The 16,875-nt window shown below is 67.0% G+C and carries 13 protein-coding genes; 4 read left to right on the forward strand and 9 right to left on the reverse strand.

Features of this window, described 5'->3' with window-relative positions; genetic code table 11:
* Positions 1 to 277: 277 nt before the first annotated feature.
* The gene (gene aroF, locus WD184_04645; GenBank protein MEX0826021.1) at positions 278 to 1,318 is read right to left on the reverse strand and encodes a 3-deoxy-7-phosphoheptulonate synthase; all 1,041 of its coding nucleotides are present in this window, start codon (positions 1,316 to 1,318) and stop codon (positions 278 to 280) included.
* A 355-nt stretch (positions 1,319 to 1,673) separates the two neighbouring features.
* On the opposite strand from aroF, the gene WD184_04650 reads away from it, so the two are divergent.
* Positions 1,674 to 2,021, forward strand: a complete 348-nt coding sequence (locus WD184_04650; protein ID MEX0826022.1) for a helix-turn-helix transcriptional regulator — start codon at positions 1,674 to 1,676, stop codon at positions 2,019 to 2,021.
* A complete protein-coding gene (locus WD184_04655) occupies positions 2,018 to 2,437 on the forward strand; it encodes a hypothetical protein (protein MEX0826023.1) in 420 nt (139 codons plus the stop codon). Before WD184_04650 ends, WD184_04655 begins: the two co-directional genes overlap by 4 nt.
* A gap of 225 nt (positions 2,438 to 2,662) precedes the next feature.
* Here the strand turns inward: WD184_04655 and WD184_04660 are convergent, their stop codons facing one another.
* The 4 genes from WD184_04660 to WD184_04675 form a co-directional block, all read right to left on the reverse strand.
* Positions 2,663 to 3,067: a DUF4332 domain-containing protein gene (locus WD184_04660; GenBank protein MEX0826024.1), complete on the reverse strand. Its 405-nt coding sequence runs from the start codon at positions 3,065 to 3,067 to the stop codon at positions 2,663 to 2,665.
* A gap of 72 nt (positions 3,068 to 3,139) precedes the next feature.
* Positions 3,140 to 3,763, reverse strand: coding sequence for a nucleotidyltransferase family protein (locus WD184_04665; GenBank protein MEX0826025.1), 624 nt, complete (start codon positions 3,761 to 3,763; stop codon positions 3,140 to 3,142).
* Between the two features lie 112 nt (positions 3,764 to 3,875).
* Positions 3,876 to 8,558, reverse strand: a complete 4,683-nt coding sequence (locus tag WD184_04670; GenBank protein MEX0826026.1) for a putative Ig domain-containing protein — start codon at positions 8,556 to 8,558, stop codon at positions 3,876 to 3,878.
* 412 nt (positions 8,559 to 8,970) lie between these two features.
* Complete coding sequence (locus WD184_04675) at positions 8,971 to 10,353, reverse strand: HAMP domain-containing sensor histidine kinase (GenBank protein MEX0826027.1); 1,383 nt, start codon at positions 10,351 to 10,353, stop codon at positions 8,971 to 8,973.
* A gap of 271 nt (positions 10,354 to 10,624) precedes the next feature.
* Here WD184_04675 and ald point away from each other — a divergent pair, with 271 nt between their 5' ends.
* Complete coding sequence (gene ald / locus WD184_04680; GenBank protein ID MEX0826028.1) at positions 10,625 to 11,740, forward strand: alanine dehydrogenase; 1,116 nt, start codon at positions 10,625 to 10,627, stop codon at positions 11,738 to 11,740.
* Here the strand turns inward: ald and WD184_04685 are convergent.
* The 4 genes from WD184_04685 to WD184_04700 are packed head-to-tail and all read right to left on the reverse strand — an operon-like array spanning position 11,737 to position 15,486.
* Positions 11,737 to 12,171, reverse strand: coding sequence for a DUF2017 family protein (locus WD184_04685; protein MEX0826029.1), 435 nt, complete (start codon positions 12,169 to 12,171; stop codon positions 11,737 to 11,739). The two genes, ald and WD184_04685, sit on opposite strands and share 4 nt — an antisense overlap.
* On the reverse strand, positions 12,168 to 12,458 hold the full coding sequence (gene clpS / locus WD184_04690; GenBank protein MEX0826030.1) for an ATP-dependent Clp protease adapter ClpS: 291 nt from the start codon (positions 12,456 to 12,458) through the stop codon (positions 12,168 to 12,170). Before clpS ends, WD184_04685 begins: the two co-directional genes overlap by 4 nt.
* Positions 12,455 to 12,676 carry a helix-turn-helix domain-containing protein gene (locus WD184_04695; GenBank protein ID MEX0826031.1) on the reverse strand — a complete coding sequence of 74 codons (222 nt, stop codon included), beginning with the start codon at positions 12,674 to 12,676 and terminating at the stop codon, positions 12,455 to 12,457. Before WD184_04695 ends, clpS begins: the two co-directional genes overlap by 4 nt.
* 44 nt (positions 12,677 to 12,720) lie before the next feature.
* Positions 12,721 to 15,486, reverse strand: coding sequence for a tetratricopeptide repeat protein (locus tag WD184_04700; protein ID MEX0826032.1), 2,766 nt, complete (start codon positions 15,484 to 15,486; stop codon positions 12,721 to 12,723).
* A gap of 338 nt (positions 15,487 to 15,824) precedes the next feature.
* Here WD184_04700 and WD184_04705 point away from each other — a divergent pair, with 338 nt between their 5' ends.
* Positions 15,825 to 16,763: a GGDEF domain-containing protein gene (locus WD184_04705; protein MEX0826033.1), complete on the forward strand. Its 939-nt coding sequence runs from the start codon at positions 15,825 to 15,827 to the stop codon at positions 16,761 to 16,763.
* Positions 16,764 to 16,875 lie beyond the last annotated feature (112 nt).

Here is a 16,875-nt window from a genome sequence, read left to right on the forward strand (position 1 = left end):
CATGACTCCATCCTCCCGTGGAATCAGAGCCGCTACCAAACCCGGGGTGCTTCACAAAGGCCAACCACCCGCCCAAATCATCATCCCCAACACCGGAAACCAACCATGAACCGTCGGCACCCTCGCGCAAACCAACACCTCCGGGGGAGGAAACAAGCACCCGGAACCACGCCGTTTCGTTTCTCCACCCGAAGGGGGGAGGGGGGCGCTCAGACCGATGGAGCAACAAGGAGCCTGGCCCCCTCTTGCGGGAGACTGGGGACTGGGGACTGGCGACTTAGGTCTCTCGCCCCAATGCCCCCGCCACCGCCCTCACCTGGTCCATCAGGGCGGCGAATTCTTCGGGGAGGATGGCTTGGGGGCCGTCGACCTGGGCTGTTTCGGGTGAAGGGTGGACGTCGATCATCACTCCGTCGGCTCCGGCGGCAACCGCGGCAAGGGTCAATGCCGGCACCAGAGACTTGCGACCGCCGGAGTGGGAGGGGTCGACGAGCAGGGGGAGGTGCGAGAGCCCTTTGACGACGGGGACCGCGGAGATGTCGAGGGTGTTGCGAGTCTGGGTCTCGAAGGTGCGGATGCCGCGCTCGCAGAGGATCACCTGGTGGTTGCCCTCCTTGTAGACGTACTCGGCGGCGTTGAGCCACTCCTCCACCGTCGCCGTCATTCCCCGCTTTAGGAGCACCGGCTTGTCCTGGCGGCCCGCCTCGGCGAGGAGGGAGAAGTTCGACATGTTGCGGGCGCCGATCCGCACCAGGTCGGCGTAGGCAGACACCAGTTCAATATCGCGCGGGTCGAGCACTTCGGCCACGAAGGGGAGTCCGAACTCCTCGCGGGCCTCGGCGAGCAACTCGAGCCCCTTCTCACCGAGGCCCTGGAAGGCGTAGGGGGACGACCGGGGCTTGAAAGCATCGCCGCGGAGGATGCGGGCACCTGCCTTGGCGACTGCTTGCGCCGCGGTGAACAACTGCTCGCGGCTCTCGACCGCGCAGGGTCCGGCGATCACGGTCACTCCCCCGCCACCCACCGCCACCCCACCGACGTCGACCACCGAATCGGCGGGGTGATGGTCACGGCTGACGAACTTGTACGGCTTGAGAACGGGGAGGGCTCGCTCTACGCCCGGAAACGCCTCCCACGGGACCTGCTGGATGGCAGAGCGGTCACCCACGGCGCCGATCACAGTCCGTAACTCGCCGCGGGACACATGCGCCTCGGCCCCGATGTCACGCAGCCGCTCGATGACATGCTCGATCTGCGCCTCGGTGGCATCGCGGCGCATAACGATGATCGTCGAGTCGTCACCACGAGTGGCAGTCAACAAAGTCTCCTTGGAACAGTGGACGATAGTGAGAAGTAGCCATTCTCCGGCCGGACCGGCTCCCGCTCCGGCTCCAGCTACAGCCAGAGGCGGTGAGTCGCTCTCGATGATGCGAACGCGACCCCGCGGAAGGTGGCCCTCCGCCCTCCGCCTTCCGCAAGACGGGACCAGGCTTCCAGTAGTGGATCCAGCCTGAGCGCCCCCCAAGGAACCCTCTGGGTTCCCGTTCTCCCCCCTCCGGGCGGAGAAATGGAAGGCCTTCGCCTTCCTCGGGAGCCCAGGGCGAGTCCTGCGGGAGGCGGGTGGCGGACTACCGCTAGCAATTGCTAGCACTCTGTGATACTATTGCTACCACATGAAGCCGAAGGTATCCGAACTGGGTTCGTTCATCAGGCAGCAGCGGGAGCGGAGCGCGATCTCCGTCCGCAAGCTGGCGGAGCGAGCCGGCATCTCCAACCCGTACCTGAGCCAGATCGAGCGCGGTTTGCGAAAGCCCTCCGCCGAGATCGTCAAGCGGATCGCCAGGGGCCTCTCCGTTTCGGCGGAGTCCCTGTACGAGCGCGCCGGGTGGCTGGAGGGAAGGGATGCCCCGACCGTCGAAGACGCCATCGGATCGGACCTGACGCTCACTGAACGCCAGAAGCAGGCTCTGACGCAGATCTACAGGAGCTTCGTCACGAGCCCCAACGAGGAGACATCATGAAGAGTCCCACTGAGATGAGAGAGACCGCCGCCAAGAAGATGGGCGGCCTGGCCGACACCGGCAAGAAGGCCGCGCTCGCCGCGGTCGGCGCCCCGGTCGTGGCCGGCAAGGCCATCGCCGACTGGTCCGGCAAGATGGGCAAGAGCGCCCAGAAGCAGTTCGAGGCGTGGGTCGTCGAGGGCGAGAAGCTCACCCAGCAGCTGCGTGAAGGCAAGGTCGTCGACGAGATCAAGGATCGCGTCGACTTCGAGCAGATCCAGGGCCGGGTCGAGAAGCTCCGCGACCAGCTCGAGGACGTCCTGTCCAACTGGAGGGACAACTTCAAGCCCCAGGACGCCGAGAAGGCCGAAGCCCCGAAGAAGGCCACGGTCAAGAAGGCCGCCCCCAAGGCAAAGGCCGAGACCGTCGACGCCTGATTGAGCCGACAGCACAAGTAGCGAAGAGGGGGGCCCGCAAGGCCCCCCTCTTCTCGTATCCATCGCCAGCCCAACAAGAATCAAGAATCAAGACAGAGCCAGACACGTGGAACGAGTCCAACGCGTTCTGGCCAATCGCCAATCGCCTATCGCGGGAGGCTGCCCGAAGGGCGGACGACCTATCGCTGGAGGCTGGAGGCTGGAGGCTGGAGGCTGGAGGCTCTTCTAATACTTCACTACCGCCGGCAGCTTCATTGCGTGGGCGATCCAGGTGGAGACCATCTGCTCGGTGGGGAGGCGGCGCACCAGACGGCTCTTCTCGTTGATCGCCACCAACTTTGCGTGGAGGGGGGCGGGTTTACGGTTCTTCAATTCCTTGACCGTGTCGACGCCGGCTTCTTCGAGGAGATCGGAGTACTCCTCGCCGATGCCCTTGACCCGCATCAGGTCGGCCCGGTTCACCCATCCGAGTATCTGTTCCGGCGTGAGCCCTGTCGCGGTTGCGATCGCCTTCCGCCCGGAGCGGGTTGCCCCCTTCTTGAGCAGACCTTCCGTGGTTCGGATGCGCGCCTTGCGGAGCTTTGTCGCGAGCTTCGGAGTGATCCCCTCAATGGCGTCGATGGAAGGCATCCCGCTCCTTTCGCTTGCTCGGCGCCTTGTCGGCGATCGTCTTGATGGCGGTCGGTCGCCGGGGGCCGAACACTAACGATTCGCACTCGACCCCGGGCCGCTCCGACGCGCATCGCCACCGAGGTCCGCCGCGTCTTCCTCGGTGTCGACGTCGCGCGGTGGCACATGGTCGACGCGCACCTCCTCCACCAGCTCCGGATGCGACCTGAGGAAGTCGGATGCGCCGTGGTCACCCTCGAGCGCCATCAGCCGCGGCCAAATCCGTCGATCGAAGAGCACCGGGTTGGCGCGCTCATATCGGTACACGGGAACCATCGCCGGTCGGTCGCTCCACTCGGCGGCTTCGAGCAGTCGCTGCGGAACATCGGCGGGGATCTCCGGCTGATCGCCGAGCGCCACGAAGGCGCGGTGCATCGTCGAATCACGCGAGAGGATGTCGAACCCCACCCGGATCGACGAGGCGATCCCCTCCCCCCAGTCTTCGTTGATAGCGACGACGGCGTCGCCGAAGTCGATCGCCTCGAGGATCTCCTCGGCGTGTGCCCCGAGGATCACCACGGTCGTCTCCGCAGGCCATGCCGCCACGGCATCGACGACGATCTGCAGCAGCGGGCGTCCTCGAAGGAGGATCAACTGCTTCGGCCGTCCCAGCCGACGCGACTCCCCAGCCGCCAGAACGATCGATGCAGTTGTCATTGAATCAACAGTACCGGTCGTGTCCGAGCAGACCTACGGCGCGGTATCGCCTTTCGCCGGTCCGAGCGAAGCTCGGGCCGATTCGCTTTTCGCCGCCCGAGCACCGCGAAGGTCACCCCTCGCGCACCAGCCCAATGATCTTGGGATGCCCGTCCTCGTAGCTGAACATGATGAGCCAGGCGGCCTGCTCGAGTCGTTCGGGGCCGTGGACGTCGGCGCCGATCGACACGGAGTGGAAGTTGGTGAACTCCACCGGGATGACCGTCGACGGCACCACCGGGGTGTCGACCCGTAGTTCCCGTCCGGGGTGGTCATAGGCGTCGAGGACGCTGGTCGCGACCGCCAGATCGAACGTGCCTTCGAAGTCCGGGTAGGCAGGGTTGCGTCCCTTCCAGATATGGGTTACGGAGTCCTCCATCACCGATGGCACCAGATGCGGGGGGAAGTGAATGAGCGGGGCGTGGTGGGCAACGAAGAGTCCGTACCGTGAAATGAGATCGCCGAAATCGGTGCGGGCGCGCAACCGCGACACGAAGTCACGCACCATGGCGAGAGGTTCGCCGTCCTCGGCGAAACCCGCCCGATCGACTTCCTCGGTGACGAAGAACGCCGGCACCGAGCCCTTGCCCGACTGAGTTCGGATCTCGATCCACTGCTCCTGACCGACGTCGATCCGTCGCCCGGTCGCTTCGAGGCCGCGTTCGGTGGCTAGAAGCCGGGCGACCACATCCCCCTCACCAGAGCCGCGGGTCACATCGACTTTCCCGCCGTGGGGCACCATCACCACCGCGAACGTGTGCGATGAGCGGCGCACCAGCCGGGGCACACCTCCGCGGACGACAAGGCCGAGGTTGAAGAGTCCGCCGAACAGGAGCGACCACAACACCGCGCCGCCGAGAAGGGCGAGCGGTACCCGGAGCACGTGCAACGACTGGAAGAGGGTTCCGAGCACGACCTCGGTGCTGTTCGATGGAGTCAGGGGCGCTTCGGAGAATGACGGCGGCGGACCGGTGGGGTCCCAGGCCAAGACACTCGTCCCCAACCGGGTCGAGAGTGCCTCGTCGATCGTGATGGTGACCCGGCCCTGCACTGCGGTCGTGCCGTCGGTCACCGTGTAGGGGAAGGTGACGGTCCCCAGCCAATGCGAAGGCGCCCTGAAGACGACCATCCCATCGACCACCGTGACCTCCCCGATCTCGGCTGGTCCCGCCGACACCAGGATCAAGGCGACGCCCTCGGGGTCGTAGTCGTTGCCGACTGCGTCGAGCACCACTCCGCCAGGACCCGCCGAGTCGGAGGCGACGATGATCACATCCTCGACGATCACGGGGGGCTCGTTCACCACGGGCAACACGATCCAGACGAATCCGATGACGACCGCTTGACCGCGCTCGTCGGTGACCGTCACCAGGGTGTATCTCGTCTGCGGAGTGGTCGGCGTGCCTGCGATCACGCCGGTGGCGCTATCGATCGACAGCCCATCGGGAAGCCCCGAGGCCGAGAACGTCAGGTCCAATCCGTCGGGGTGAACGGCCTCGACCTCGAGCACGAGCGACACGCCCACCGTGGCTTGCTGGGTCGCAACTGCCGAGCCGACCGGAAAGCCTGCCGGCGCCTCGACGCTCCACGCGAAGGAGGCGAAGTCGGTAGCCGGCGGAGCACCGTCGTCGGTGACCATGACCGTCACGCTGTAGGTGCCGGGCGTCGTCGGCGCCCCGGTGATGGCCCCGGTCGAGGGTGAGATCGCGGCGCCACCCGGAAGCCCGGTGGCCGACCAGGTCAGCCCATCACCGTCGGGGTCGACGGCCGTCGGCAAGATGGTCACGTTGGCCCCCGCCTGGCTCGACCGATTCGTCAACACCCCGATCTGCGGAGCCCGGTTGACTTCGCCGATCATCCAGGTGAAGGAAACCTGCGATTGGAGGGCGGGCGTTCCGTCGTCGGTGGCGACCACGGTCACCGAGTACTCCGCTGCGAGGGCGAACCCGAGGGTCCCGCTGATCAGCCCGCTCGTCGGCGAGATCGCCAGTCCCGGAGGGAGGCCGGTGGCCGACCAACTGAGCCGGTCGCCGTCCGGGTCGGATCCGCTCATCGACAGTGAGACGGCGTCGCCCTCATCGTCGGTCTGGGGACCGGGGTTCTGCACGGTGGGCGCCCGGTTGGTGTTGGCAACGGTCCAGGTGAAGGAGCGATCCGTGAAGAGGCTGGGCGACCCGTCGTCGGTGGCGCGCACCGTCACCGGGTGGGTGCCGGCAGCCGTGAATCCGAGGGTTCCCGTGACCTCTCCTGAACCGGAGTCGATGGTCAAACCCGGGGGGAGTCCGCTTGCCGACCAGGTGAGGTTGTCGCCATCGGGATCAAGACCGGACACCGGCAACGCCACGGTCATGCCTTCGGCCGATGACTGGTTGGGGATGCTCGCCACGGTAGGGGCACGATTGGTATTCGCCACCGTCCAGGTGAAGGTGGTCTCGTCGGAGAGGGAGGGGGACCCGTCGTCGGTAGCCCGCACGGTCACCGAGTACGGCGAGCCCGGCGACGCGTTGTAGCCGATGGTCCCCGTGATGTTCCCACTCGACGACCCGATCGTCAGCCCCGGGGGCAGCCCGGTGGCCGACCAGGTCAGTCCATCCCCATCGGGATCGGTGGCTGCCATTGCCAGGTTGACCGAATCGCCTTCCGCCCCGGCCCGGTTGGATGACGACTGCATCACCGGCGCCCGGTTGGTGTCGTCGATCGTCCAGGTGAATGAGACTTCAGTGAACGCCGCCGGGAACCCATCGTCAGTGGCCCGCACCGCCACCGGATGGATGCCGGCGGCGTCGTAGGTGGGGGTACCCGAAATGAGCCCGCTGTCGGGGTCGATGGCGAGGCCCAGCGGAAGGCCGAATGCGCCCCAGGTGAGATCGTCACCGTCGGGATCCGATCCGTCCATCTGCAGGGAGACCGGGTCACCCTCGGCGGTCGTCTGGTCGCCCGGGTTGGTCACCAGCGGCACCCGGTTGTTGTCGGCGACCGTCCAGGTGAACGCCACTTCGGCGAACTGGTTCGGGGACCCGTCGTCGGTGGCGCGTACGGTCGTCGAGTAGGGCGACCCGGCGTTGGCGAAGAAGGTGATGGTCCCCGAGATGATCCCGCTGTCGGCGTCGATCGCCAGCCCGTCGGGCAGGTTGGTGGCTGTCCAGGTGAGGTCGTCACCATCCGGGTCGGATCCCGACATGGCGAAGGTCACCGGGTCGCCTTCGTCGTTGTTGCGATCGCCCGGATTGCCGACGATGGGAGCACGGTTGTTGTCGCTCACTGTCCAGGTGAAGGCCACTTCGGTGAACTCGCTCGGGTCGCCGTCGTCGGTGGCGCGCACCGTCACTGCATACGGCGAATCGTTGCTCGCGCCGAAATCGAGGGTGCCGGCGATCTCCCCCGTGTCGGCGTCGATCGTCAACGCGGTGGGCAACCCGGTGGCAGTCCAGGTGACATCGTCACCGTCGGGATCCGAGCCGCCGATCACCAGCGAGATGGTGTCGCCCTCGGCGGACGACTGGTCGGTGGGAGCGGTGACGAGCGGGGGGCGATTCACATTCGTCACCGTCCAGGTGAAGGCGACCTCGTCGAACATCACCGGCGAACCGTCGTCGGTGGCGCGAATCGTCACCGAGTGGGGCGAAGCGGCGGCGGCGGCGAACGCCACCGTTCCCGACACGACGCCGCTGTCGGGGTCGATCGAGAGCCCATTCGGCAGGCCCGTTGCCGTCCAGGTGAGGTCGTCGGCGTCGGGGTCGGAGCCGGCGATTGCCAGGTTCACCGCGTCACCCTCGTCAGATGCCTGATCTCCGGGGCTGGTGACGGTGGGCTGGCGGTTCACGTCGGTGACGGTCCAGGTGAAGGTGTCCTCGTCGGTCTGGTTGGCGGGGTCGGTGACGGTGAGGGTGACCGCGTAGGGCGAGCCGGCGCCGGCGGTGGGGTCGATCGTCCCTGACACCAGCCCGGTGTCGGGATCGATGGAGATGCCCGGAGGAAGCCCGGTCGCCGAATAGGCGAGGTCGTCGCCGAGCGGATCGGTGGCCGATGCGCTGAACGACACGGCGTCCCCCTCAGCGTCGGTGCGATCGCCGAGGTCTTGGTCGAAGGTGGGCGGATCGTCGGAGATGATGGCCTCGATTTCGACGTTGTCGATGTAGATCTCGCTGCCGGAGTCGGCGGTCCCGTTCGAGACAATGCGAATGGTGGTGTCCGCCGAGATGTGAGCCGAGATGTCGAACGACGCCGCCTGGGGCGAAGTGTGGGAAGTGCTGATCTGATAGGTCGCAAGCCGAGTCCAGGGTGCCGACCCGGTCGCTGATATTTCGACGTAGAACTCGGTCCTCGACGAGGGGAGTCCCTCGAACTGGTAGTCATAGGTGAATGTCGCCAATCCGGCGCCGGACACATCGACGCGGCGGTGGATGCCGATCACCCCGGCAGGGTTGTCGTCCTCGATCAAGAGGCAGGGCCCCGAGGTGCATCGCTTCGTACTGAACGCCACGAAGCCGGCGCTGGGGCCATCGGACTCCCCGATCTCCACCCATGGATGCGAAGACCACGAGATCGTGCCGTTGCTGTTCGAATAGGACACCACATCGAGTTCGTCGCGATAGGTCCCATCACCGGCGGCGTCCGCGTCGGATCCGCCGGTAAAGGTCAACACCGTCACGGTGAGCACCGCGGTGACCGCGCCAATCACCCGAAAGAGACGCGCGGCGCGTCCCCGACGGCGTGAAGCGCGGACCGCGCCCTCATACGAGCGTTTCCGCCGCAATTCCATAGGGTTTTCTTCGGCGGGAACGAGATACGACCGAAGGTTCATGCCTCGCGACGGCAAAGGGACTAGTCACCGGCCACCCGGGACCCCTGGACGCGTTGGGGGGGGGGTCCCCCCCCCCCCCGAAACCTCCCACTCGGTGCCCGTCGCCTGATGATGACAATGGGAAAGGTAGGCCACCCGAGTGCGCAGGGAAAGACACAAACGACGATGCGAGAGGGGGCTAGTTATGGGCCTCGCTGTGCTCGGCCGCGATTAGCGATTGGCCAGAACGCGCCGGACCCCTCGGGTCCTCCTCCGGCTTCCGGGGGAGGTGGCGAGCGAGGCGAGACGGAGGGGTAGCTGAGACAGCGTGCGGCCCGACGACGATCCGGAAGGCGGAAGGCGGAGCGCCGAACGCGTCTCCTCCTCAGCCCCGGGTTTGCACTCCTGAGTCGGCAGATTCTCGGTACATCGTGGGGGTTTCGGCTTTGGCGAGGGGGATGCGGATCACGAAGGAGGTCCAGCCTTCACGGCGTTCGTACCAGACGGCGCCGCCCATTCCTTCGGCGAGGGCTCGCACGATGGAGAGTCCGAGGCCCACCGATCCCAGCACCAGCGGCATCTCGCCTTGGTGGAGGAACCGCTGGAAGAGGCGGTCGCGTAGTTCGTCGGGGATGCCGTCCCCGTCGTCTTCGACCCGGATCTCGTACCAGCCGGCGACGACCTGGCCGAAAACCCGAATGTTCGCCCCCCCGTACTTGCGGGCGTTCGACAGCAGGTTGCGGACCACCTGGCGGAGTCGGAGGCGGTCGGAGCGGACCAGGGCCGGGGCACATGCAACGCCGATCTCGACACCGGCCTTCCGGATCGGGCCGACCACTTCGGCCACCTCGTCGAGGACGTTGAGATTCTCGAACTGGTAGTGGAGCGCGCCGGCGTCGAGGCGGGCGGTGGTGAGAAGGTCGTCGACCATCCGGGCGAGGTCGTTGGCTTCGCTGATGATCATCCCGGTCATCTCGATGGCGGTGCCCGACTGGACCACGAGCGGGTCCTCTTCGAGCAGATGCGCCAAACCGAGGATCGATGTCAAAGGTGTCCTGAGCTCGTGGGAGGCGTTGGCCACGAACTCATCCCGGGCCTTGCCCAACTCCTTCTCGGTCTCGAGGCGGATCTCGAGGTCGCTCTGACGCTGCTGCCGCCGTGCGAGTTCGCGGTAGATCACGATCGCCGAGGTCGGCACGAAGAATGCAACAAGGAATCTGGCGACGTCGCCGATTCGGCCCATCAGAGCATTGGAGGCCGCCACCTGCTCGGCGCGGAAGTCGCGCTCCACCACCACCGTGCCCACGAGGGACCGAAAGTCCCGGTCCAGCGCCGTCACCGCGGTCTCCTGGGCCCCGGCGAGGTCGCCCTGCTCCAACGCCTCGAGGATGGTCAGCACCGTCACCCGGAAGGTCGCCGCCGAGGATTCGATCGAAGCATCCACCCGCCCGGTTGCCTTCACCATGCCCTCGAGCGACGACTGCAGGTCGTCGATCGCCAAACGAACGTCGTCGACGGCGAGGTCGATGGCATCGCCGGCGTCGAACTGAAAGTCCCGCTCGAGCAGGCTGAGGTGGGTGGCCATGCCCGCCTGCGATCGTGCCACCGTGGCGGCGCGCAGCGCCTCCCCGGCGTTGTGGAGCGCGGTGGCGTGTCCCGCCACGGCGCGGCTGCCGAATGAAATCGAGAACACCAGGGCGAACACCACGACGATGGCCACGCCCGCCCCCAAGGTGAGGGCAGCGAGCCTTCCCCGTGTCTGGTTCACGCCGCGCTCATCACGCCGCGCCCGAATAGCCATTCCGGCTGTATCGGACGGTTTGAGCGGAGGGTTTATGGCCCAAGTAACAGCCACCCGCCACCCGCCAGAGTCAAGAGCCAAGAATCAAGAGCAAAGACAAGACAAGCAGGCGTCCGGGCCGTCCGACGCGTTCTGTCGAATTGCGAATTGCCAATTGCGAATTGCGGCCGAGCAAAGCGAGGCCCACAGCGAGGCCCCATTCGTGGCAATCTGTGGGGCGCAGTCCAAGGAGGCCGGGTTGATCGTCGGGGTGCCGCGGGAGATCAAGACCGAGGAGTACCGCGTTGCCATGACCCCGGTGGGGGTGCGGGAACTCGCCGCCCACGGTCACCGCATCCTGGTGCAGACCGGGGCGGGTTCGGGGTCCTACATCGACGACGACGCCTACCTGGCGGTCGGCGCCGAAATCGTGCCGGACGCCGCGGCAGTGTTCGAGGGCGCCGACATGATCGTGAAGGTCAAGGAGCCCCAGCCGTCGGAGATCGCCATGCTCCGGCCGCGGCATGTTCTGTTCACCTACCTCCATCTGGCAGCATATCCCGAGGAGGCCAAAGGCCTGATCGCATCGGGGTGCACCGCCATCGCCTATGAGACGGTCCAACTTCTCTCGGGCGCGCTTCCGCTGTTGGCCCCGATGAGTGAGATCGCCGGCCGGATGGCGGTGCAGGCCGGAGCCCACCATCTCGAGCGTCCCAAAGGGGGCCGCGGGGTGCTCCTCGGCGGCGTTCCCGGCGTGCCGCCGGCGAAGGTGACGGTGCTCGGAGCCGGGATGGCCGGGAGGAACTCGGCGATGATCGCCGCGGGCATGGGCGCCGAGGTGGCGGTGCTCGACATCAACGTGGCCCCGCTGCGCCACCTCGATGAGCTCAACTGGGGCCGGGTCACCACGGTGACCTCGTCGGTGCTTGCCATCGAAGACCATGTCGCCGCCTCCGACCTGGTGATCGGGGCGGTGCTCATCCCCGGCGCCCGTGCCCCGATCGTCGTGACCGCAGACATGGTCGCCCAGATGCGTCCCGGCAGCGTGGTCGTCGACATCTCCATCGACCAGGGGGGCTGTATCGCCACTGCCCGGGAGACCACCCACTCGAACCCGGTGTACGACGTGGGCGGAGTGGTCCACTACGCGGTGGGCAACATCCCCGGTGCCGTGCCCCATACCGCCACCTACGCCCTCACCAACGCCACCCTCCCCTATGTGGTGGCCCTTGCCGGCGGCCTCCAGGCAGCGATCCAGCGGCATCCCGAATTGATCGGCGGCATCAACGTGGCCGGAGGTTCGGTGACGAATCTGGCGGTGGCTGATTACCTCGGCATCGAGCAGGCAGACGCCAGGGCGGCGGTGGGGGCCTAGGGGCTCAGCGCCCCGACCAGCGACTCTTGGAGATAACCCAGGTAGTGGAGCATCGCCACTTCGGGATCCTCGACCGAGGCGGACTCCTCCCACCCATCCTCTTCGATTCCGAGGCGCATCGCCAGCACGATCCTTCCCTCGCCAATGACCCTCATCAGCGCCTCCGCCTGCTCGATGTCCAACGACCGGGCGTTGATGGCCGCCGCAAACGCTTCACGGTCGGCGGCGCGCAAGTTCCCCAGGTGATCGCCCACCAGTTCCTGATAGCGCCGGTCGGCGGCGGGATCTTCGGGGTGTACCTGGTATTCGAACCGGCCTCCCGCTCCCCCGGCCTCCTCGATCACCGCGGGAAGACCCGAGATCGCCGCCCGCTCCGGCTCCGACAGCCGCACCTTGATCGATTCGCCGTGGCGTTCGAAGGGCACGCTCACGTCTTTTCCAGGGTGGCCCACAGCCCGTGGTGGTGGAGCCGCTGGCAGTCGAGTTCCACCTTCTCGAGCGGTCCACTGGAGACGATGGCACGGCCGTCGTGATGCACCTGCAGCATGAGCCGCGTCGCTTTCTCCACCGGATAGCCGAAGAGTTTGCGGAACACCCACACCACATAGGACATCAGGTTGACCGGATCGTTCCACACCACTACATGCCAGGGATGGTCGGGCTGATCGAGGTCGTCGACTACCGGATCGTCGACCGGCGTGGTGGTGGGGGCCGTCACGAGGTCTTCTTGCTGTCGAGTATCGAAGAAAGCCGCTGGATGTTGAGCCACTCTTCGAAGTCGATCCGCGAGATCCGCCACTCCCGACCCATCTTCACGGCCGGGAGCTCACCGGATCGCAGCACCCGGGTGACGACGAAGGTCGACACCCCCATGTATTCGCAGATGTCGGCCACCGACAGCCAGTCCTTGTCGATCTCGACTCTGATCCGCTCCACCCCACCAGGGTACCGGCGGCCGGGCGCACCGGGAAGGGTGGCGATCAGCCCGGAGCGGTGATGAGGTCGACGCGCCCGTCCAGATCGAGGGTCCTGCCCGACTCTCGAGCCTGCGCCGCCCGGTCGGTGTCGAGGCCGGCAGCGATCGCCTCCCCGACCTGATTGCGCAGACCGTCGAGGACCCACCAGAGGACATTCCCCTCCTCCTCTTCGGCACCGACGGCACCGAGGCAACGGGCAGCATGATCGAGATCTCCGCGGCGTGCATCGACGACGGCGCGGAACACGAGGTTGACCACCCTCACGGCACCGAAGGCACGCACATCTGGGTTCTCGAACGAACGACGGGCGTGCTCAACATACCGGTCGAGGGCTAGATCGTCTCCTGCCTCTGCCTCGCAGAACGCCAGGTATGCCCTGGACTGCGGCACGTAGTTTTCGAGACCCCCGCCTTCAGCTTGAGCGAGGGCCTGCTGAAGCGCCTCCCGGGCGCGCTGCGGCTCGCCCGCAGAGAGCTCGAAGAACCCCACCTGGAAGTACTGCTCGACGAGCCGTTGAGCCGACTGGAGAGCCCGCGACGCGGCAATGGCATCCTTGAACCTCTCCCGGGCGCCCTCGATGTCGCCCGAGCGCCCGGCGGACTCGGCGAGATTGCCGAGGGAGACGGCGAGGCCGGCGGGATCCCCGATGCGCCGCGACACCTCGAGCGCCTGCTCGTTCAGGTCCCCGGCGCGGTCGTACTCGCCGAGGCCCTCCATCTCGGCGCCGAGATTGATCAGCGCCGCTGAGTAGCCGTGCATCAAGAGGGATGGGTCGGCGCCCTCCTCGTCGAGGCGCCGGTAGAGCTCGATCGACTCCTCGAGCATCGGCACCGAATCGAGGTGGCGCTCGGTGCTGATGAGGAGCGTGCCAAGTCCGAGGAGCCCCTGGGCCCGTGCGTGCATCGGAGCATTCTCGCCTGCCGCCTCGACGGCTCGTTCTAACCACCCCACCCCCTCCGACCACCTGGCCTTGAACCACCAGAAGCGCCAGAAACCCCCGGCAATCTCCAGCGCCAGTGCCGGCTCTCCGCCTTCGATCGCCCAGGTCATCGCCTGACGCAGGTTGTCCAACTCGGTGTCGATTCGCTGCCACCACTCCTGCTCGCGCGGCCCCCGGATGTTTTTCCCCGCCTCGACCGACATGTCCCGGAACCAGCCGGCATGTCGGCGGCGGAACTCGTCGGCGGCGCCCGACTCGTCGAGCCGGTCTCGGGCGAACTGCCGCAGGGTCTCCAGTAGGCGATAACGGGCGTCGTCGCCCTCCGAGTCGACCGCCACCAGCGACTTGTCGACCAGCGAGGGGAGCAGCTCGAGGACGCTGAGCACATCCAACCCCTCGTCGGTGCAGATGTCTTCGACGGCCTCGAGGGTGAACCCGCCCTGGAAGACAGAAAGCCGCTCGAAGAGACGCCGCTCCGGGGGGTCCAGCAGCCGGTAGGACCAGTCGATGGCCGCCGACAGCGTCTGCTGCCGGGGCAGGGCGGTGCGGCTCCCCCCGGTGAGGAGGCGGAACCGCTGGTCGAGGTTCTCGGCAATCTGCTTGGGGCTGAAGGTACGCAGCCGCGCCGCCGCCAGCTCCAGGGCGAGCGGCATCCCGTCGAGGCGCCGGCAGATCTCGGTGACCGCGGGCGCCATGGCGTCGTTCATGTGGAAGTTGGGCTGCCCGGCCTGAGCCCGTTCCAGGAAGAGCCGCACCGCGTCGTAGCGCACCAACTCCGCGAGGTCCGGAGTGTCGCCTCTGCGAGGCATGGCCAGCGACGGCATCCCGTAGGCGACCTCTCCGCTCACCCCGAGCAGTTCCCGGCTGGTAGCCATGACCTTGACCTCCGGCGCGCCGGAAATGACGTCGTCGACGAACTCGGCCGCCGCCGAGATCAGATGCTCACAGTTGTCGACGATCAGCAGCGCCTGGCGTCCGGCGAGGTGGTCGATGATCGACTGGCGAATGGTCCGGCCGGGGGGTTGAGCCACGCCGAGGGCGTCGGCGGCCGTCGCGTCGATGAGGTCGGAATCGGTGATGGCGCCAAGCTCGACGAGCCAGGTCCCGCCGGGGAATTCGTCGACCAGTTCCACCGCCGCCTGGATGGACAGCCGGGTCTTGCCTGCACCGCCGACCCCGGTGACAGTGAGCACCCGGGCGCCACGGATCAGCTTCTTGACCTCTTCCATCTCCTGGTCACGGCCAACGAATGACGTGGCCAGGGTGGGCAGGTTGTTGGGCACCATATCGGGAGTGCGCAGCGGCGGGAAGTCGCCGGCCACTCCCTCGATGTCCATCTGGAAGATTTGCTCCGATCGGGCCAGGTCGCGCAGCCGGTGCTCACCCAGATCGCGAAAGGCCACTCCATCGCCCACAGAACCACCCGCCATCCGCTCGGTGACCAGGCTCACCAGCACCTGGCCACCGTGAGCGACGGAGAGCAGCCGGGAGGTGCGGTTGAGCGCAGGGCCGAAGTAGTCGTCGTCGCGCTCCTCCGCCTCACCGGTGTGGACCGCGATCCGAACCTTGAGCGCCCCCACATCGGGATGGACCATCTCAGAGAAGCGACGGGCCACGTCGGCCGCCGCAGCGAGCGAGTCGGCCGCCGACCCGAACACCGAGAGCGCCCCATCGCCGGTGTGCTTGAACACCTTCCCGCCGTGGGCGTCGACGACCTTACGGATCAACTCGTCATGGTCGCTCAGCGCCTTCTTCATCGCCTGTGGGTGCAGATCCCACAGGCGCGTCGAGCCCTCGATGTCGGTGAACAGAAAGGTGAGGGCAGGCATTGGAGGTGAACGGTACCGGGAGTCGTATGCAACCGTTGGCCGAAGATGGCAGCAGACGGCGGCGTCTTCCCCCGGCCTCCGGGGGAAGTACGGGAACCCTTCGGGTTCCTGGGGATGGGGGACACGCCCACAGCGGGCGGTCAGATCGGGTCCAGTCCCCCGCACCGGTCTCAGCCATCCCCTCCGTCGCGCTTCGCTCGCCACCTCCCCCGGAAACCGGAGGAGGACCCACCCCCTCCGTCACCGCCGCAACGGCGGCGCCACCTCCCCCGGAAAGCCGGGGGAGGACGTGAAAACCACCACTCAACCCGCCGGTGACTAGTGCCGATGGACTAGTCATGAGCAGACAGTTCTCCTTGCCGCCGGACGACCACAGCCTGGTTCGCCTGGCGATCGTGCGCCGCTTTCCCAACGCTGCCCCGCTGCTGATCGGGGCGGTGTTGGTCGCCCTGATCGCCGTCACCGACTGGGCGACCGGACCTGAACTTTCGTTCTCGGTGCTGTACCTGGGGGCGGTGGTCGCCGTCACCTGGCTGGGCACCCGCCGCCACGGGATGCTGGTCGCCGTCCTGGCCGCCGCCGAGAGCCTGCTCGCCGCCGTCGTCGCCGATGGCACCATCGCCGTCGCCACGCTGTGGAACTCGTCGACCCAACTGCTGGTGCTGCTGCTCGCCGCCACCGCCATCGGCTCGCTGCGCCATGCGGTAATCGAACAGCGACGGATGGCGATGGTCGACCCGCTGACCGGGTCGATGAACCGCCGCGCTTTCGAGCTGGTCGCCGAGCGGGAACGCCTCCGCGCCGGACGGGACGGCTCGCCCCTGACGCTCGCCTACTTCGACCTCGACCACTTCAAGCAGGTAAACGATCGACTTGGCCATGCCGCCGGCGACCGGATCCTCGAAGAGTTCACCGCGGCCGCCGCGGAGACGATCCGAGGCACCGACCTCCTCGCCCGCATCGGCGGCGACGAGTTCGTATTGCTCCTCCCCGACACCGACGCTCGCGAGGCGATGGTGGTCGTCGACCGGGTGCGCAAGATCCTGAAAGACGAGGAGACCCTCGGCCACCCGATGACCAGTTCGGTCGGCATCGCCTCGTACCGCTTCCCGCCGAGCTCGGTGGATGCCATGCTCGCCGGCGCCGACGAACTGCTGTATCAGGCCAAGGACCGCGGCGGCGACACTGTCGTCGGCATGGTCATCGTCGGCCCCTGGACCCGCTGGTCCGACTCGCTTCACGTCGCAGAACCAGCCGACAAGTTCCAGGTCATCTAAGTCGCCAGTCTCCAGTCTCCAGTCTCCAGTCTCCAGCAAGAGCGTCCTCCTCCGGCCTCCGGGGGAGGTGGCTGCCGGGCGGAAGCCCGGCAGACGGAGGGGGCAGCGTCCT

Source organism: Acidimicrobiia bacterium (genome assembly GCA_040878325.1).
In the GTDB taxonomy this organism is placed as follows: Bacteria; Actinomycetota; Acidimicrobiia; order Spongiisociales; family UBA11373; genus JAUYIV01.